Source organism: Nostoc sp. CCY0012 (assembly GCF_963920855.1).
Taxonomy (GTDB): domain Bacteria; phylum Cyanobacteriota; class Cyanobacteriia; order Cyanobacteriales; family Nostocaceae; genus Cyanocohniella.
This window is the reverse complement of record NZ_CAWUDM010000019.1, coordinates 1-17,342: the sequence shown is the minus strand read 5'-3', so window position 1 is coordinate 17,342 and position 17,342 is coordinate 1. Positions and strand designations below refer to the sequence as shown.

Here is a 17,342-nt window from a genome sequence, read left to right as displayed (position 1 = left end):
CGTAAATTTTGACTTTTTTAGTAAATTACAGCACTTGAAAAAGCATCCCTGAGATGCAAATCGAATCACCTTTTTTGATTGAGCATGATACTTTAGTAAAGGTTTAATAAGTTACTATAGAAATCTGACAGTCCTTACCTAATAAAAATTGTAGAACTGTGCAAATTCATCATCACTCAGACTTTGAACCTAGCCCAGAAGGTAATACTGAACAGGGTTTACAAAGAGTCCTCACCCGACTTGTCAAAACCATGCATCGGGATGCCTTAATTCAACAAACGACTCATGAACTAAGAGAATCACTCCAGGTTGATCGTGTGGTTTTGTATTACTTTTACTGTCAATGGCAAGGACAAGTAACTTTTGAAGCATTAAGTTCTGATGAATTTTCTATATTAGGTTCCACAGGGGCAGATAATTGTTTTAATGATGAGTATGCTGCCTTATATTTAGCTGGAAGAGTCAGAGCGCTCGCTGATATCGAATTAGCAGCAATTCACACTTGTCACCGAGATTTTCTCCGCAGTATTCAGGTGTGTGCTAACTTAGTTGTACCAATTTTAACTCCTAAAGGATTATGGGGATTACTAGTAGCACATCACTGTCAACAGCCTTATTCTTGGGCGCAATCTGATCTCGAACTGATGCAAATAGCAGCGCAAACTTTAGCCACAGATCCTTTAATCTTAGAGAGTTAGGCTTATTCAGGATGAGATAAATTTTTGTTTGTAGTCAGCGATTTATCGCTTTCTTGTGAAGTTTTAAAGGGCTAGAGCCTCTAACTACGAACTTTAATTTTATTAAGTCTTTTTACTTAGGGTTTGAATTTATTATTGCCTACTTAACTCAAACAATAGGGAGCAAATTTCCTTAACTTAGCGTCAACAATAGTTGATACATTTTGAGTTTACCCTGATGCACAAAAATTTTAGTAGTAAGCTGCCACTATTGCTAACATTCAGTTTATTTACTAGCTTTTTGCCTGCTTCTGGCTCCGTTTTATGTTCAGCTGTTGCCTTGGAAAAATTTGATCGCGTCAGCAGAAATTATGATAGACATGGAAGTAGAGGTACTGATGGGCGCTCTGGTAGAGATGGTAGAGATGGTCAAAATCAGACTATTTTTGTCGATGGTTCATCGGTAAATCTCGACCTTTCAGGACAAGATGGAGAAGATGGTGAAGACGGCAGTCGTGGTTATCGACCTACTTGCAATAGGCAACTGGGCAACGTACACTATGACATTCACGCACCAAATGGTGGTACAGGTGGAAATGGCGGTAGAGGCGGAGATGGTGGAAATGGGGGTTTCCTCACGGTTCATTACACTGATTTAGCAGACTTACGAAATATTTTCGTCCGTACAACCCCAGGAGAAGGCGGACGTGGTGGCCGGGGTGGTAGCGGTGCATTAGGTTGTAGGTGTCATAGACGGAGTTGGGAAGTGGAAACCTGTACAGGAACTCCTGGTCAACCCAATTATAAATGTACCAAGAGGCGTTACAGATGTTATGACGGCAGTTCTGGGAGCAGTGGTATTAATGGCAGAAATGGTAATAGAGGAAGCTTAGGAATCTTGAGTATTATTAACGGCAAGGAACCCTTAGCCGCCGATAATCCCACTCTCAAGCTACCAATTTCCGAACTTACTAGTCAGCAATTCAACCTGGCAAAAAATAAGTGGAATATTCGCCAAGGGGCAACTTCTTTATTAGCCCCTGGTTCTGTAATTGCCGACGAGTACCGAGAATTTGAACAACGCTTAGAAGAGAATTTTCAACTTGTTTGGCAGGAAAAACAACCCATCACTAGTTTTGAAAATCAAACTGTAACAGTGAATTTAACTGACAGCAAGCAAGTGGAAACTACTTTTCCTGAAGATTTATGGGTGGAAGGCAATACAAAAACCGAGGCTAATTTGACCACATTTACTGTTAACCATGCGATTCCCCAAAAGGATGTAACGCGGTTAGCAGTAGCAGAGTTTGCAGATGCAGGGGAAAACCTCAAATTCAATATTGTCGATTTGGCAGCAAAATCAGAGGTGATTCAAACTCAATTTCGGGTGAAATTTCGCGCACGGGAGAGGTTTGGCGGCTACAAAACTGAATATGACGGCGATATTCCTAACGAACTTGTCACCCGTGACCATAACCGTTTTATTCTCGCTTTGGGCAAGCTAAAAATTCCTGATTATGCTCTACGTCCTGGTGTCAACGTTGACATTGAGGTGCTAGCAACTCGCTCCTTAGGGGAACGTTCCGCACAGCAAACCATTAACTGGCAGAGTGCTATCCGCAGTCCTAGATAACATCTACCAAAAATTTAAGAGGGTTTTTTTCCGTCTGATACGATCTGTGCCAGAAGATTGCCGGCAAAATCTAGCAACTGATCCAGCAAAAAACCAATAATACCAATGTAAAGCACCGAGTCAATTATGTAATTGCTGTTGCCAGCTTTGTAAGCATTCCAAGCGAGAAATCCCAGTCCCTTGGGGCCTATCAGCATTTCTGTGGCAATAACTGTAAACCAAGCTACCCAAATACCCACTTTTAGAGCGTGAAATATATGAAAGATGGCTACGCGAAAGTTATTGCTCTGTCTCAGAAAATGTTGCATACCTATGGCGGTATTAATAATCATCGACCAGAGAGTTCCTAGAAAAACAATGACTATAGTTGCCGGTTCACTGTTATCTCCAAAAACGACGAGTCCAATGGGTAGCAAGGCGATAGGAGGGATACTATGTGGTATTTGAAATACTCGCTTGAATATCTGATAAACAGCGGCATTTATACCTATGAAATAACCGACAAAACCACCTAAAACAGCGGCTGGAATGTAACCTACAAATAACTTTTGTAAGCTAGCTAAAACATCTAAAAATATACTAGGTTCCATGCCTCAGTTCTCATTTGGAACGTCTGGGGAATACTGCGGCAATCACGAAAAATGGCGAATAGACAAACACTAAAAAGGTTATAAAAGTTTAGGGCTGTTTCATTTGGGCAATGCTAATTAACCAGCTAGAAAGCTTTTGCTATATAATAGTCTCACTTAACAAAGTTTTTTGTAGTGGGACATACTAGGCGCTAATATTGATATTCTCAAATAATGAAATAGCCCTGATTAAAGTTTTCTTGAATTAAATTTACCAGAAAATAAAAGTTTAATGAATAAATTAAATGAAATCTCAATAATTCATTTTCTGGTTACTGCTAGTAAAAATTACATTAAAAATAATATTCACCCGCAGGCTAGAAGCCTGGGGCTACAAAAACAAAGCCTGCCTATGCAGGCTAATTATATGGATTTTGGGAAAATGGAATTAACTATAGGATTCCTATTTGATTTTTGAACAAATTAAGTACCAATCGAAAAGGCTTATTCCCTACTCCCCACTCCCTATTCCCTACTCCCAGCCTACGCAAGTCAGTTCAATAATCAAAGCGGATCACTATAATACTGTTCACCAATAACTAATTATTTCCCCAAATTACGTTTCATTTGTTCCAACTCATCTTGAGTTTCCCAACGACGAAACTTTTCTTCTAAATCATCCAATCCACTAGAATAACTGCTAGTTGGACTCCACCAGCCATTGGTTTCTATGCACTCCTGAGTTTGCGCTTGAGTGCGGGCTTTTTCGGCTTCGGTTGCTTTGGCTTGCACCTCTTGTCGCCGCACTTGAATTTTCCGCAGCAGTTCTTGCGATTGGGCGATGCGTTCTTTTAGCCCTTGCATATGTCCCCAACGTTGGTTTCCTTCACGCAATAAGGCGGCTTCCCTATCTTGGGCTGCGGCTGCTAAATCTTGCCTACCAGCATCCTTGGCCTTTTGTACACGGATATGCCAACGTTGAATTTCTTGGGCGGTGGACAAAATTTCGTCTTGCGATCGCTTCTCTTGTAATTGTAAATCTGCAATCAATTTTAAAGTATCTTCCTCTTGCTGCCGCAGCTGTTCTAACAGCGCTTCTAACTCCAAATGTGGATTATTACGCAAGAATTCTTCTAAACGGTTTTCTAGAAACCGACTCAAATCATCAAATAAGCCCACGGACAGAACTCCAGAGGTCGAGTGTGTAACTAGTTTATTGTAGTAATTATTATGGTATGCCGAAAGTGAATTGTCATAGTATCCCTCTATGGGGTAGTCTCGATGATGTGGGGCTGATGGTTTAATATCCGTTAGGGTTAGTGTTTTACAAGGGTGTTACCCAATAGGTAATTCCCCGAACCACCTTATTTTGAAAACCAAACTGAGATAGTTCTTCCTCAGACAAACCGACATAAGTCCAATGAGGAACATCATTTTCTACAGTCTGAAACCAGCCATATTGATTGAGCGCTTGTCTTTGGCGATCATGAGAGACACGTAAATCTACCGCTAGTCCCCAAAGATGCTGTGATGTTCCCGGTGGTGCAACTATGCCCAAAATTGCTGTTTCTTTACCTTGTTTGACTTTTTCTAAAGTTTTATTGTTAGCATATTTGTGCCAAAATCTTAAATTCGTGGCAAAACTGCGAGTGCAATCACTAGCACCGTAACCAGATTTTAAAGGAATATTTGTGAGTTTTTGTGCCTTATTTAAAGCTGTAGCTGCCGACTCTTGTAAATAACAATCTCGACTACCATCTACTTTTGCCATGTTCAGATTAGCTTGAAAATCAAGAGTTTCCTGCTCATCGGCAAAAATAACTGTTGATGGTAGGGTAATTGCTGATTCCTGATTTACGAATGCTGCACCGTATGCACGGAGCAAAATATAGGCAAAAGTATCAGCCTGGGGAATAGCTGTTAAATTACGAGCGATCGCAGATAAAAAACGCTCTTTGTCGCTCAATTCTAAATTAGGGATATATCCCCGAAATTTTGGTTTTGTTGATGTCTGATCACAGGGTAATAAATTATTAACTACGCAAGTATTGACTGAGCGATCGCTTGGCATAAATTTGTAGTGATTTATGCTGGTACTAGAAATTATTGTCAAAGCAATAGAAATATAAATTACGAAAAATTTTATTTTTTTTGAGACATATTTCATATTCTCATAATATAAAGTTCCCATGATTTACTTTATAAAAAAAATGATGGAATTAAAATTAAAAAAATATCACAGGACTTACGCGAGTGTCACAAAAAATAAAATTTTTTTGCTTGTAGTAAGGGCTTCAGCCCTTATCTTGTCAAGCCCTGCGGGCATAGCTGCGCTTACCACAGAGCATCTCGCAGAGAGGACTAAAGTCCTCACTACAAACTTAAAATAATATGCCAGTTGCGTAAGTCCTATATCATTTAGTTACCAAATAATCATATTTAAAAAAGCTGAAATTAACTTTCTTGGCACCTTGGCGGGTCGTCTATAATTTCCAATTATTTTGATAGCTTATTTAACATCAAGATACCTCAATAAAACCACTAGATCGGTTAAAATTATTCATACACACTCAGCCCGCTAATCCTGTTAAGTATGACCATGCACAATTCCGTTGAATTCCAAGACGCTTTTGATGTCATTGTCGTCGGTGCAGGTCACTCCGGTTGCGAAGCCGCCCTTGCATCTGCCCGCCTCGGCTGTCGGACTCTGCTATTGACACTCAACTTGGATAAAATCGCTTGGCAACCTTGTAACCCAGCTGTAGGGGGCCCAGCTAAATCCCAGTTAACTCACGAAGTAGATGCACTCGGTGGGGAAATTGGTAAAGTGGCAGACCGCACTTATTTACAAAAACGTATCCTCAACTCTTCACGAGGCCCTGCGGTGTGGGCATTACGCGCCCAATCAGACAAGCGCGAATATGCTGCTGTCATGAAAACCATTGTCGAAAACCAAGAAAACTTAACCATCCGTGAAGGCATGGCCACAGACTTGGTGCTGGGTGCTAATGATGAAATCATTGGCGTTGAGACTTACTTTGGTGTAGCATTCCAATGCCAAGCCGTAATCTTGACAACCGGCACCTTCTTGGGCGGAAAAATTTGGGTTGGGAACAAATCCATGCCAGCAGGCCGAGCTGGGGAATTTGCGGCTGAGGGATTGACCGAAACTTTAAATCGTTTAGGCTTTGAAACCGGCAGACTAAAAACTGGGACTCCAGCCAGGGTAGACAAGCGCTCAGTTGACTACACTAAAATGACCATCCAGCCAGGGGATGAAGAAGTCCGCTGGTTTAGCTTTGACCCCCAAGCTTGGGTAGAAAGAGAACAAATACCTTGTTACATTACCCGCACCACAGCCGAAACTCATCGCCTGATTCGGGAAAATTTACATCTATCTCCCGTTTATGGTGGTTGGGTGGAAGCAAAAGGGCCTCGTTACTGCCCCAGCATTGAAGATAAGATTGTCCGCTTTGCTGATAAAGAAAGCCACCAAATATTTATTGAACCAGAAGGACGGGATATACCCGAACTATATATTCAAGGGTTTTCCACAGGATTGCCCGAAAATTTGCAACTGCAAATGTTACGTAGTCTCCCTGGTTTAGAAAACTGTTCGATGCTGCGTCCGGCTTATGCTGTGGAGTATGACTATTTACCAGCAACTCAATGTTTTCCCACACTGATGACCAAGAAAATTGCCGGGTTGTTTTGTGCAGGACAAATTAACGGCACCACTGGCTACGAAGAAGCAGCCGCCCAAGGAATTGTTGCGGGAATTAATGCTGCGCGGTTGGTTCGCGGTCAAGAAATGATTATTTTCCCCCGTGAGCAAAGTTATTTAGGGACACTGGTTGATGATTTGTGTACCAAAGACTTGCGGGAACCTTACCGGATGCTCACCAGTAGGTCTGAATATCGCCTACTACTACGTTCTGACAATGCCGACCAACGCATGACGCCCTTGGGACGAGAAATTGGCTTAATTGACGATCGCAGATGGAATTTGTTTACCCAAAAACAAACCCAGATTACTACTGAAAAAGCCCGTTTATATGCTACCAGAGTCAAAGAACATGAAGAAATAGGTCAGGCGATCGCTTCTGCATCTGGTCAAGCAATTAAAGGTTCCATTACCCTGGCTGACTTACTCCGCCGTCCAGGATTTCATTATGTTGACCTCGAAAGTCATGGACTAGGCAACCCCCACCTCCAGCAAGCCGAGAAAGAAGGCGCAGAAATTGACATTAAATATTCTGGCTATTTAGCTAGGCAACAAAATCAAATTGACCAGATTGCCCGTCAAGCACACCGCCAGTTACCTGCGGACTTGGACTACACAACAATTGATACCTTATCTAAAGAAGCACGGGAAAAACTCAGTAAGGTCAAACCGCTGACTCTCGGTCAAGCAGCACGCACCGGTGGCGTTAATCCAGCTGATATCAACGCCTTGCTAATATATTTAGAATTGCGTAAAACCAAGAACCAGTCAGAGTTTCGGGCGTTAGCTTAACTTAAACTTCATCAAGGTTGAGTATAGTAGATATGAAGGAGTTAGTATGATAGATGACATGACTTCAGTAATGGCATCGTCAGCAGTCTCCAGATTGAAGTTGAATTTAATACACCAAGCTACTAACTCTTCTAGTTGCAAGAGAGCTTGAAACCTTCTGCAAAAATCCTGATTTCCAGGTAATAGGGGCGGCATTGCCCCGTCCTGGCAGCCACAACCCAAAATGCCTTATGTTACAAGCAGCCAGAACCCATCTCATTATTCCAGAACCATCAGAGGACTTGATCACCAACGAACCTTGGTCGATAGAATTCTATGCTGATGGTTTGATGGATGAACTTTTTGCCGATATTGACGAAATTTTGGATGTTAGTGGGAATCTGCCTTCCCAAACTTTAAGGCATGGCAGTCGTACACCACGCATTATCGAAGAAACCTCGGCACGCGATTGGTTTTCTCCATCGAGTCAATCTGCTACCGCAGTAGCTTCAGAATACGAGCATCTGCCAACTATTAATGTGCCGCAGATTGTCTTACCAAATTCCCTAACTCGCACAGGCAAAACGGTTCCTCAAGTGAGGAACAAGCAAGTGAGTACAGTTATAGTTGACAAGCCTGGGGTAATTAGTAGATCCCTGAGAACTAGGCAATCCTGGAAAAAACTGTTGATTGCCGGAACAACTATTAGTGTGGCCATCGCCGGGACAATTTACTTGGTAAACTCTGGATTGCTGATTCTATTTACTTCCAAATTAACCCAGCCAGAACTTTATCTACAGCAAACCCAAACACAGCCTACTACCAAGGTAGATGTCCAAGCAGAGTTAGTTAACTATATGTTGGGAGCGCTGGCAATTATCGAGAAACAAGGGGAAGCCAGTAATCGCCAATTTGCTAACACCAGATTCAACAATCGCGGAATATCCAACCCTTCAAACTTAGCTGTAGCCAGTAATCAATCTATTGGTGATTTAGCGCCACCTCTAGCGGCTAATAATGTATCCCCCGCTAACCGTTCTACAAGTGTCGTCGAGCGCATTTACGTTCCTGTTTATCAAGCGCCGTCGCCCATGCGCTATGCGCCACCACCAAATCCTGGTGCGGCAACACAAACGCCACAGGTAGCAAAGAATCAATCTGATGCCGTGAAAACTGCCATGAACACAGCGCAACCGCCAGCCAAGCCTGCGGATGTGAATATGGTAGCCTCGGCCGTGCGTCCAGAATTGAAACCTGTAACCGTACAATCTGCACCAATTAGCGTACAGCAACAACCCGCGTCTTTACCTGGATTGCCAGTGGCCCCACTACGTCCCGCAGCACCTAGTCAACCTGCACCAGCCGTTACTCAGCAACAGGCATATGTACCTATTTCTGCCGCAACTGTTGCTAACCATACCTTAGAGGGGTTAATGGAATTAGGTGAAAAATCCGTGGCTTTATTTCAAATTGAAGGTGTAACTCGCCGGGTAAATATGGGAGAAAGCATCGGTGTCAGTGGTTGGACGCTAGTTGATGTGAGTAATGGTGAAGCGATCGTTCGTCGTAATGGCGAAGTGCGATCAATATTTGCAGGGCAGAGATTGTAATAGTTGTAATGCTTTTCAGCTAGCTTGACTTACTTTCATCTTCAGACGTACCTGTCTGGGGTAATTTACAATTGATTTTGTAGACTGCGGCTGCATCTACTCAATATTGTTTATGGAATACTTTTTTGCCGAGATAGCTATGCTGAATTATCTCTAGAATAGAGAGCGTATCATTGATTCTAGTTAATTAGTCAATAATACAGAAATTTTTCAGATTTTAGCTTCTTTGGTAATGTCCGTTTAACTTGGTTTATACAGAGAAAAAACAATGTACTGACGGGGTGAGGAATCTTTGTTGAGCTTTTCCGCATCCTGTCAAAACTCCTCATATTGGAGAGGTTAATTTAAGCGATCGCTTTACTAGTTGGTATATTTGTACAAGTAGTTAGCCAAGCGATCGCTGTAAACTAAAGGTGTAACTAAAAGTTATCCAATGAAGTCTTTGCAAGAATACACTATTGTTATTCGTCCCGATGACAATGGCACATTTGTTGCTTATGTCCCAGCAATTGTTGGTTGTCATGCTTGGGGACAAACACCAGATGAAGCGCGTGCCGAACTCGTTTATGTTTTGGAAATGATTCAAGAAGAATATGAAGAACAAGGGCGTTCTTTACCTGAAGATGTTGAATTAAGGATTGCAAATGCCAGCTAAAGCCCGTGAATTAGAAAAGGTAGCACGGAAACTTGGTTTTGAAAAAGTGCGGCAGAAAGGCAGTCATGCTCGTTGGCAACATTTAGATGGAAGAGCAACAACAATTCCTATTCATGGCAACGCTGAAATTGGTCAATGGTTATTTTATGAAATTTTGAAACAGTTGGGTATTACTGAGGAAGAGTTTAACCCACATTCCGCACCCCCCGGTGTCACAATCGGTAATTTCGTATTTTTGAATTCATTTTAGGATGTTTTTTATACAAAAAGGTCGAAATCTTAGGTGGCGATCGCTAATCCCAAACCCCCAAACGACCATTTTTCGTTGTGTGACAGTTTAGGGTGCGGAAGATGGGTTTAACCAACTTCGATAAATATGTGTACTAATATTAAGCGATCGCACCCTCATATCAAAGAATGCGATCGCCTGCGTACAACGAAACTGATATTATCTATCAACCACCAGCCACAGCCGGGACAATACTCACTTCATCGCCATCTTTTAGGGGTGTATCTATCCCTTCTAAAAAGCGAATATCTTCGCTATTAACATATAAATTTAAAAAGCGTCGCGGCTGTCCTTTTTCATCGCACAAACGTGATTTGATACCAGGGCAGTTGGCCTCTAAGGAATCAAATAGTTCGCCAATGTTGGTACCACTACAGGTTAGGGTAGCTTGGTTATTGGTAAATTTTTGCAGAGCAGTAGGAACTAAAACTGTAACAGCCATAGAAGTAGAAATTTAGGAGTGAAAAGTAAGGAGTTAAGAGTCAAGTTAATAGTTGAAAGTTAGGAAGGAAACTCTTAACTCACAAGTTATAACTAAACGAGAACTTGTTGCCATTCTAAGCGGTCAAGTGTGCGAGAGCGCTCTAAAGCACGTTCAAAACTATCGAGTTTGGCATCAATTGTCAAAGGTTCGCCAACGTAGCCTTGGACGGCTTCTTGGGTTTTCAAACCATTGCCAGTAATATAAACCACGGTAGTTTCATCTGGGTCAATTTTGCCAGCTTCTACTAGTTTTTTCAGCACGGCAATAGTTGTACCACCTGCTGTTTCTGTGAAAATGCCTTCTGTTTCTGCTAGCAGCTTGATTCCTTCAATAATTTCTGCATCATTGACTGATTCAATGTTACCGCCAGTTTTCTGGGCAAGCTCAACAGCATAAACACCGTCAGCGGGATTGCCAATGGCGAGTGATTTAGCAATTGTATTCGGTTTCACGGGTTTAATAAAGTCGCGTCCTTCTTTGAAGGCTTGGGCGATGGGTGAACAACCTTCAGCTTGCGCGCCACTGAAGCGGACATCTTTAGCGTCTACTAAACCCACTTCTACAAATTCTTGGAAACCTTTATAAATTTTGGTAAATAGTGAACCAGATGCTAAGGGAGCAACAACATGATCTGGTAGTTCCCAACCTAATTGTTCTGCAACTTCAAAGCCCAGGGTTTTGGAACCTTCAGAATAATAAGGACGTAGATTAATATTAACAAAACCCCAACCATGTGTATTGGCAACTTCCGAACACAGGCGATTTACCTGGTCATAATTACCCTTCACTGCCATGAGTGTGGGACTGTAAATTAAGCTCCCCAGGATTTTACCAGCTTCTAAATCTGCGGGAATAAATACACAACAATCTAAACCGGCGTGGGCGGCGATCGCAGCTGTAGAATTTGCCAAGTTACCAGTGCTAGCACAGGAAACAGTAGTAAAACCTAATTCACGTGCGCGGCTGAGAGCGACTGACACCACCCGATCCTTAAAGCTGAGGGTGGGCATATTTACAGCGTCATTTTTGATGTAAAGCTTATTTAGACCCAGGCGACGAGCAAGACGGTGGGAACGTACCAGGGGAGTCATACCTGTTCCCACATCAATCACATTGTCAGTTAAGACGGGCAAAAAGGGGCGGTAGCGCCAAATTGAATTGGGCCCAGCGGCTATTTTTTCACGGGTGATGGTCAGGCGTAGCTCACTGTAGTCGTATTTGACTTCCAGTGGCCCAAAGCATAATTCACAAACATGACTGGCTTGGAGTTCGTATTCCGCGCCGCATTCCTTACACTTCAAAGCTTTTAAAGTGGCGTTTGTTGTTTGGGTGTCTTTAGTTATTGCCTGAGTCATAAATGAAGCCTTCCCTGTTTGTCAGTCAACTGTCGCCTGATAGTAACACGAGTAAAAATACCAGTCAAACATACCCGACTATTTTTATCGGGTATTGTTGAGTAGTTAATCTCACACTCAGGTGTAACACTGACTCAAACCCTTAGATAGAGCAGTCAAACAGGCATGACACACCATTAGTCAGAGGAGAAGAGACTTCTGACTTTTTAGGATGGACGGGAGGACACACACAAAAGCTTTGAAGTACTAAGAGTAGAGACTGAAATTTTGTTAATCCCGACTAGGCGATCGCTCTAAGTAATCAAGGCACAAAACAGGAGCCATCCCTATGACAATGACAGGACTAGATATCTTCGATACAACAGTTCAAACAACTATTCCTTGGGTCAATGACTTGTGTAATAAGCTGGGTTGGGAAAGTAAGCACCAAGTATTTCAGGCATTACGAGCGACATTGCACGCTCTGCGCGATCGCCTGACTGTACCAGAAGCTGCCCATTTAGGAGCGCAATTACCCATTCTTTTGGGAGGATTTTACTACGAAAATTGGCGCCCTGGTGCGACACCCACAAAAGAACGCAATAAAGAAGCATTCTTACAGCATATTCGTGATTACTTCCGCAACACTGATCCAGAAATCGATGCAGAACGTGTTGTTCGCGCTGTATTCCAGCTACTTTCTGAGCGCGTTACTCAAGGCGAAATTGAAGATGTGATTAATATGATGCCACCGGCTTTGCGAGAACTCTGGACTGAAGAAGTACGAGCTTAATTTAATACCATAATTTTTGGTAAAAAAAGGCGGTTGGCATACGGAACCAACTGCTTTTTTATATAGTTAAAATTGGGGGTAAATTTATTACCTGTGATTCTTATGACTACAGTTAGCGAATATTTATTTCATAGGTTAGAAAGCTTAGGTGTTCAACATATATTTGGTGTACCGGGAGACTATGTTTTAGATTTAATGGATGTCTTAAACCAAACTCCCATCAAATTAATTTGTAATTGCAACGAATTAAATGCGGGTTATGCGGCGGATGCTTATGGACGGGTACGGGGATTAGGTGCAGTTTGTGTTACTTACGGTGTTGGTGGCTTTAGTTTAGTCAATGCGGTGGTTGGTGCGTATGCAGAACGAGTTCCCTTGGTAGTAATTAGTGGAGCGCCTAACAGTTCTGTGAGCAAAGACAACCTGCTATTACACCACACCACGGGAGACTATAACCTCCAGTTTTCCATTATGGAAAAAGTAACGGTTGCTTCTGTCATTCTCACCAATGCAAGTCAAGCAGCAAGTCAAATTGATCAAACATTAGCAGCTTGTCTGCATTACAAACGACCTGTTTATATCGAAATTCCTGTGGATTTGGTGCATCAACCTTGCATTTTGCCGGAAACTTATCCAGATTCATCATTCAAATTAATAAATCCAGAGACATTAACAGCAGCAGTTGAAGAAGCTGTGGAAGAAGCAGTTGACTTATTAGAAACGGCACAACGTCCTGTAATTTTAGCAGGTGTGGAATTTAATCGCTTTCATTTACAAAATAAGCTGCTGCAACTGTTAGAAACTACTGGTTATCCCCTAGCTACCACCATGCTGGGTAAATCTTGTATTTCCGAGATGCACCCACAATTTATTGGTAACTATGTAGGTGCTTTGAGTCGAGATTATGTCTGTCAACGAATTGAAACAGCTGATTGTGTGCTGTGTCTGGGTGCCATTATGTCTGATATGAATTTGGGAGGATATACAGCTAACCTAGATGAGCGCAAGTTAATTAATGCCAACTCCGAGAAAGTGAAGATTAAGCACCATTTTTATCAACCTGTTTATCTAGGAGATTTCATTGATGGTTTAATTGGCAAGTTGCAGAAAAAAGACGCTGAAACTTTAGAAATCACACCGGCTTCTCATATACTTTCTCAAAGTTTTATTTCCCAACCAGAAGCCAAATTAACAAATCGGCGGTTTTATGAACGCATCAACCATTTTCTGGAAGATAAATTTATTGTCATAGCAGATACCGGGGATGCAATTGTCTCGGCAATGGATTTATTCATGCCCCAAGATACCGATTTTATTGGTCAAGCCTTTTATTTATCTATTGGTTATGCGATTCCTGCTTGTTTGGGTGCAGCTATGGCTGATCCTCATCGTCGTCCCATAATTTTTGTCGGGGATGGCGCTTTTCAGATGACTGCTCAAGAATTATCTACAATTATTAGGTATAAACTTAATCCCATTATTTTCTTAATTAATAATGATGGCTATACCATTGAACGTGTAATTCAAGATGGCCCCTATAATGATATTCAACCTTGGAAGTATCATCAAATACCCCAAATTTTTGGCGAAAGTTGGAGTTGCGAAGTTTCCACAGAAGGCGAATTAGAAGCAGCTTTAGTCCAAGCTAAAACCAATATTCACTGCGTTTCTTTTATTGAAATTCACCTCGATAGATTTGATTGTTCTCAAGGATTAACTCGTCTCGGTAAGGCTGTCAACAAAAAGGCACAGACTTAACCACCACTCACAGGTGGAATTAGTACAACTTCATCGCCATCTTGCAGCAGGCTATCTGGTTCAACAAATATTAAATTAATGCCAAAACGAGTGATATCGCGCCATTTAGTCAGTTCTGGGTGTTCAACAATCAGGCGATCGCATACTGCGCTGACTGGTGTATCCTGGGGCAATTCCAGTATCAGTTCTGATACTCCATAGGCTTCTTGATAAGCTGCGAACAACTTGACGGTGACTGTAATTGTAGACTGGGACATAAAAAAATGAGAATAGTCTGGGATTTACACCCTAGACTAGAGTCAACAGTGAAACTTGTAATCTATTACTCATAGCTTAAAGCTTTTGTCCTCAGCATAGCTGGGCTGTTTCATTTTTTCAAAGCCTTACAGGTTAATGGGCAATCAAATGATATGCTATGCGATAGGCGTAAAGCCCTAGCGGGCATAGCTGCGCTTACCGCGGTAGCGTGCCGGAGGCTCTAGCCATGCCCTCCGGGTTTATCGCCTCCGTGGGCGCTTTGTGCCATCGCCTCTAGGGCTGCACCCCGCGTAATTCAAGCTTTGAGACAGTGAATAGCGAAGCGTCAAGCCCTAACGAGCTGCCGGAGGCTCTAGCAATCCCAAGCCTTGCGAGCGCTTCATTCCGCTCCGCTATATTCGCAATGACATTGTGTAATTAATTTTGTTTAACTACTTATCCAATCTGGTGAGAGCATCTTAAAAAATCTGCTCTAATTTTTGAAAATCACGCTGCACCTCAAGCCACAAAGCCTTATTGTTAGGGTCTGTCTTGAGGGCTTTTTTGAGGTAAATCCTGGCTTTTAACAGTTGATTTTCCGAAATTAAAGCCCGTCCCCAAATCTGATAAGCAACGGCTTGCCATTGGCGCACTTCTGCGTCTGTGGGTAAACGTGCAGCCAAAGCTTCCGCGAGGGCGATCGCTTGGGGAAATCTTCTTTCTTTTAAAAACCCTTGCAATTGCTCATAAGTCTTCCACTTAAGCCGCTGTTCTATTTCTCCAATGTTAGGAGGCTTGGGTGGCGGCGGTTTTTCAGCGGTTACAGTGGCCGTTGGTGTTTTTTCTGGGCGGGTAGCCTTTGTCTCATCATGCCCAGACGCATAAGATTGACTTGAAGGTGGGGCTATCTCCTCGGAAGGTACTACCGTTAAAAGGAGTCTGTAAGCCTCTGTCAAAGCAATAAACTTATCTTTAGCTCTTATATCGCTGGGATTAATATCGGGATGATATTGCTGCGCCAATCGCCTGTACGACGATTTTATGTCAGCAAACGAAGCGCCCGACCTTAAACCTAATAAACGGTAGCAATCTCCAAGATCCATTTTGATCTATCAGCTATCTAATAATTAGCCTTCGGCTATGAGCTTCCAGCCTTAAGGTTTTAATTATAAAGACTAATTGAATAATTGATGGTTCAATAGTGACGGTTTTTTTTGAGGCTGGGGAATAGGGAACTAGGAACTCCTTCTAGAAATAAAGAACAAAAAGGAGATGAGGGAGAAAATGACCCTACTCCCTACTCCCTACTCCCCATTCCCCCCTTCCTACGGTCGTTCTTCAATTACACGGTCAATTAACCCGTATTCTTTGGCTTCAGCCGCAGACATGAAAAAGTCACGATCCATGTCTTTTTCAATCTTGGCTAAAGGTTGACCAGTCTTTTCTGCATAAATGCCATTTAGTTGGTGACGAATCCGCAAAATTTCTCTGGCTTCAATTTCGATGTCACTGGCTTGTCCACGGGTACCACCAGAGGGCTGGTGAATCATAATCCGGGAATGAGGCAATGCCATGCGTTTGCCTTTGGTGCCAGCTGCCAACAGAAATGATCCCATAGAAGCGGCTAAACCCACACAAATTGTCACCACATCTGATTTGATGTGTTGCATTGTGTCAAAAATTGCCATCCCAGAAGTAACCATACCACCGGGAGAATTGATGTATAAATAAATATCCTTACCTGGATCATCTGAGTCCAGATACAGCATTACAGCAATAATTTGGTTAGCAATTTCATCATCTACATCTCGCCCCAAGAAAATAATTCTTTCCCGGTAAAGGCGATCGTAGATGCTAATCCAATCTGTATATTGTCCGCCGGGCATCCGGTAAGGAACTTTAGGCACGCCTATAGGCATTTTCGTTACTCCGCTTGTAATTTAATGGGGATATGAGCCAGTTCTCAACTCAGCACTTTTAAAAGGGACTAGAGGCTAGTTCTTTACTCAGCATTCTTTTAAAGAACACTGGCTGGTAATGGGGGATTGGCGAGTTCTTCTTTTTCAAATACTCGGTCAATCAAACCGTATTCCTTAGCCTCATAGGGAGTCATGTAGAAGAGACGATCCATATCCTTGGTAATTTTTTCTGTTGCTTGTCCGGTAGTCTCCGACAAAATATCAACCAACGACACTTTATTCACCAGAACTTCTTTTGCCCGAATTTGAATATCCGTTGCTTGACCTTGGGCGTAGCTCTTAGGTTGGTGCAGGATAATAGAAGAGTGGGGCAAACTAGCGCGACAGCCTTTTGTGCCAGCACTGAGTAACATTGCTGCCATACCCATTGCCGAACCAACACAAATGGTGTGAATGGGAGGCTTAATATATTTCATGGTGTCATAAATGGCGAAGGCTTCGGTTTCAAAGCCAATGGGTTCGCCACTGTAACCGGAGGTTCCCGTCGAGTTGATATAAATTTTTATCGGCTTCTCTGGGTCGTCTGACTGTAAATACAGCAATTCGGCGATAATCAATTCTGTAACCGCAGGAACCAATGGCATTCCCAGATAGACAATTCGTTCCTTCATTAACAAGGAAGGTAAATCTGGTGGCGGTGTCCGGTAGAAGTTATCACCGTAATAAGGGGCTTGAACAGCCTTGATGGGGGAATTGTCCATAGCAACTGAATCGCCTGAAACTATGCCGTTAACTGTAATACATCCTAACGCGATGCTAGTTGACATCAAGTGCGGATTTCTCGCTAATTTTGGAGATTGGGGACTGAGGGGATGGGGAGATGGGGGGA

The 17,342-nt window shown here is 42.5% G+C and carries 17 protein-coding genes; 8 read left to right on the top strand and 9 right to left on the bottom strand.

Translation table 11 applies throughout. The features are described from left to right. The first annotated feature begins 158 nt into the window (after positions 1 to 158). Positions 159 to 698: a GAF domain-containing protein gene (locus tag ACM0OS_RS07595; protein WP_414542557.1), complete on the top strand. Its 540-nt coding sequence runs from the start codon at positions 159 to 161 to the stop codon at positions 696 to 698. A gap of 217 nt (positions 699 to 915) precedes the next feature. Next, positions 916 to 2,310 carry a collagen-like protein gene (locus tag ACM0OS_RS07590; RefSeq protein ID WP_414542556.1) on the top strand — a complete coding sequence of 465 codons (1,395 nt, stop codon included), beginning with the start codon at positions 916 to 918 and terminating at the stop codon, positions 2,308 to 2,310. A 14-nt stretch (positions 2,311 to 2,324) separates the two neighbouring features. Here the strand turns inward: ACM0OS_RS07590 and ACM0OS_RS07585 are convergent, their stop codons facing one another. The 3 genes from ACM0OS_RS07585 to ACM0OS_RS07575 all read right to left on the bottom strand — a co-directional run bounded on the left by ACM0OS_RS07585 (position 2,325) and on the right by ACM0OS_RS07575 (position 4,950). Further along, positions 2,325 to 2,900 carry an ABC transporter permease gene (locus ACM0OS_RS07585; protein ID WP_414542555.1) on the bottom strand — a complete coding sequence of 192 codons (576 nt, stop codon included), beginning with the start codon at positions 2,898 to 2,900 and terminating at the stop codon, positions 2,325 to 2,327. 582 nt (positions 2,901 to 3,482) lie between these two features. Continuing rightward, positions 3,483 to 4,058: a TIGR04376 family protein gene (locus ACM0OS_RS07580; protein ID WP_414542554.1), complete on the bottom strand. Its 576-nt coding sequence runs from the start codon at positions 4,056 to 4,058 to the stop codon at positions 3,483 to 3,485. Positions 4,059 to 4,203: 145 nt separating this feature from the next. Further along, entirely contained in the window at positions 4,204 to 4,950 is a 747-nt protein-coding gene (locus tag ACM0OS_RS07575; RefSeq protein ID WP_414542553.1) for a D-alanyl-D-alanine carboxypeptidase family protein, read from the bottom strand. Between the two features lie 522 nt (positions 4,951 to 5,472). Here ACM0OS_RS07575 and mnmG point away from each other — a divergent pair. The 4 genes from mnmG (at position 5,473) to ACM0OS_RS07555 (ending at position 9,889) form a co-directional block, all read left to right on the top strand. Beyond that, positions 5,473 to 7,395 (top strand): tRNA uridine-5-carboxymethylaminomethyl(34) synthesis enzyme MnmG, encoded by a 1,923-nt coding sequence (mnmG, locus tag ACM0OS_RS07570; RefSeq protein WP_414542552.1) that lies wholly within the window; start codon positions 5,473 to 5,475, stop codon positions 7,393 to 7,395. A gap of 230 nt (positions 7,396 to 7,625) precedes the next feature. Then, positions 7,626 to 8,984 carry a hypothetical protein gene (locus tag ACM0OS_RS07565; RefSeq protein ID WP_414542551.1) on the top strand — a complete coding sequence of 453 codons (1,359 nt, stop codon included), beginning with the start codon at positions 7,626 to 7,628 and terminating at the stop codon, positions 8,982 to 8,984. Positions 8,985 to 9,417: 433 nt separating this feature from the next. Further along, complete coding sequence (locus tag ACM0OS_RS07560; protein ID WP_414542550.1) at positions 9,418 to 9,639, top strand: type II toxin-antitoxin system HicB family antitoxin; 222 nt, start codon at positions 9,418 to 9,420, stop codon at positions 9,637 to 9,639. After that, a complete protein-coding gene (locus ACM0OS_RS07555; protein WP_414542549.1) occupies positions 9,629 to 9,889 on the top strand; it encodes a type II toxin-antitoxin system HicA family toxin in 261 nt (86 codons plus the stop codon). The genes ACM0OS_RS07560 and ACM0OS_RS07555 overlap by 11 nt, the downstream gene beginning before the upstream one ends. A gap of 205 nt (positions 9,890 to 10,094) precedes the next feature. On the opposite strand, the gene ACM0OS_RS07550 is transcribed toward ACM0OS_RS07555, so the two are convergent. Continuing rightward, positions 10,095 to 10,370, bottom strand: a complete 276-nt coding sequence (locus ACM0OS_RS07550; RefSeq protein WP_414542548.1) for a MoaD/ThiS family protein — start codon at positions 10,368 to 10,370, stop codon at positions 10,095 to 10,097. Positions 10,371 to 10,462: 92 nt separating this feature from the next. After that, positions 10,463 to 11,767 carry a threonine synthase gene (gene thrC, locus ACM0OS_RS07545; protein ID WP_414542547.1) on the bottom strand — a complete coding sequence of 435 codons (1,305 nt, stop codon included), beginning with the start codon at positions 11,765 to 11,767 and terminating at the stop codon, positions 10,463 to 10,465. 328 nt (positions 11,768 to 12,095) lie between these two features. Between thrC and ACM0OS_RS07540 the strand changes: the two genes are divergently transcribed. Then, positions 12,096 to 12,539 (top strand): DUF2267 domain-containing protein, encoded by a 444-nt coding sequence (locus tag ACM0OS_RS07540; protein WP_414542546.1) that lies wholly within the window; start codon positions 12,096 to 12,098, stop codon positions 12,537 to 12,539. 102 nt (positions 12,540 to 12,641) lie between these two features. Then, a complete protein-coding gene (locus ACM0OS_RS07535) occupies positions 12,642 to 14,297 on the top strand; it encodes an alpha-keto acid decarboxylase family protein (protein ID WP_414542545.1) in 1,656 nt (551 codons plus the stop codon). Here the strand turns inward: ACM0OS_RS07535 and ACM0OS_RS07530 are convergent. The 4 genes from ACM0OS_RS07530 to ACM0OS_RS07515 all read right to left on the bottom strand — a co-directional run bounded on the left by ACM0OS_RS07530 (position 14,294) and on the right by ACM0OS_RS07515 (position 17,214). Beyond that, the gene (locus ACM0OS_RS07530; RefSeq protein WP_414542544.1) at positions 14,294 to 14,554 is read right to left on the bottom strand and encodes a MoaD/ThiS family protein; all 261 of its coding nucleotides are present in this window, start codon (positions 14,552 to 14,554) and stop codon (positions 14,294 to 14,296) included. The two genes, ACM0OS_RS07535 and ACM0OS_RS07530, sit on opposite strands and share 4 nt — an antisense overlap. 459 nt (positions 14,555 to 15,013) lie before the next feature. Beyond that, entirely contained in the window at positions 15,014 to 15,637 is a 624-nt protein-coding gene (locus tag ACM0OS_RS07525; protein WP_414542543.1) for a J domain-containing protein, read from the bottom strand. A gap of 222 nt (positions 15,638 to 15,859) precedes the next feature. Further along, positions 15,860 to 16,453: an ATP-dependent Clp protease proteolytic subunit gene (locus ACM0OS_RS07520; protein WP_414542542.1), complete on the bottom strand. Its 594-nt coding sequence runs from the start codon at positions 16,451 to 16,453 to the stop codon at positions 15,860 to 15,862. Between the two features lie 98 nt (positions 16,454 to 16,551). After that, complete coding sequence (locus ACM0OS_RS07515; RefSeq protein ID WP_414542618.1) at positions 16,552 to 17,214, bottom strand: ATP-dependent Clp protease proteolytic subunit; 663 nt, start codon at positions 17,212 to 17,214, stop codon at positions 16,552 to 16,554. Positions 17,215 to 17,342: the final 128 nt, after the last annotated feature.

Excerpts from the sequence above, each read along its gene's own strand:
- ACM0OS_RS07590 (WP_414542556.1), top strand. The coding sequence starts at position 916 with ATGCACAAAAATTTTAGTAGTAAGCTGCCACTATTGCTAACATTCAGT.
- ACM0OS_RS07585 (WP_414542555.1), bottom strand. The coding sequence starts at position 2,900 with ATGGAACCTAGTATATTTTTAGATGTTTTAGCTAGCTTACAAAAGTTA.
- ACM0OS_RS07575 (WP_414542553.1), bottom strand. The coding sequence starts at position 4,950 with ATGCCAAGCGATCGCTCAGTCAATACTTGCGTAGTTAATAATTTATTA.
- mnmG (WP_414542552.1), top strand. The coding sequence starts at position 5,473 with ATGACCATGCACAATTCCGTTGAATTCCAAGACGCTTTTGATGTCATT.
- ACM0OS_RS07565 (WP_414542551.1), top strand. The coding sequence starts at position 7,626 with ATGTTACAAGCAGCCAGAACCCATCTCATTATTCCAGAACCATCAGAG.
- ACM0OS_RS07560 (WP_414542550.1), top strand. The coding sequence starts at position 9,418 with ATGAAGTCTTTGCAAGAATACACTATTGTTATTCGTCCCGATGACAAT.
- ACM0OS_RS07555 (WP_414542549.1), top strand. The coding sequence starts at position 9,629 with ATGCCAGCTAAAGCCCGTGAATTAGAAAAGGTAGCACGGAAACTTGGT.
- ACM0OS_RS07550 (WP_414542548.1), bottom strand. The coding sequence starts at position 10,370 with ATGGCTGTTACAGTTTTAGTTCCTACTGCTCTGCAAAAATTTACCAAT.
- thrC (WP_414542547.1), bottom strand. The coding sequence starts at position 11,767 with ATGACTCAGGCAATAACTAAAGACACCCAAACAACAAACGCCACTTTA.
- ACM0OS_RS07540 (WP_414542546.1), top strand. The coding sequence starts at position 12,096 with ATGACAATGACAGGACTAGATATCTTCGATACAACAGTTCAAACAACT.
- ACM0OS_RS07535 (WP_414542545.1), top strand. The coding sequence starts at position 12,642 with ATGACTACAGTTAGCGAATATTTATTTCATAGGTTAGAAAGCTTAGGT.
- ACM0OS_RS07530 (WP_414542544.1), bottom strand. The coding sequence starts at position 14,554 with ATGTCCCAGTCTACAATTACAGTCACCGTCAAGTTGTTCGCAGCTTAT.
- ACM0OS_RS07525 (WP_414542543.1), bottom strand. The coding sequence starts at position 15,637 with ATGGATCTTGGAGATTGCTACCGTTTATTAGGTTTAAGGTCGGGCGCT.
- ACM0OS_RS07520 (WP_414542542.1), bottom strand. The coding sequence starts at position 16,453 with ATGCCTATAGGCGTGCCTAAAGTTCCTTACCGGATGCCCGGCGGACAA.
- ACM0OS_RS07515 (WP_414542618.1), bottom strand. The coding sequence starts at position 17,214 with ATGGACAATTCCCCCATCAAGGCTGTTCAAGCCCCTTATTACGGTGAT.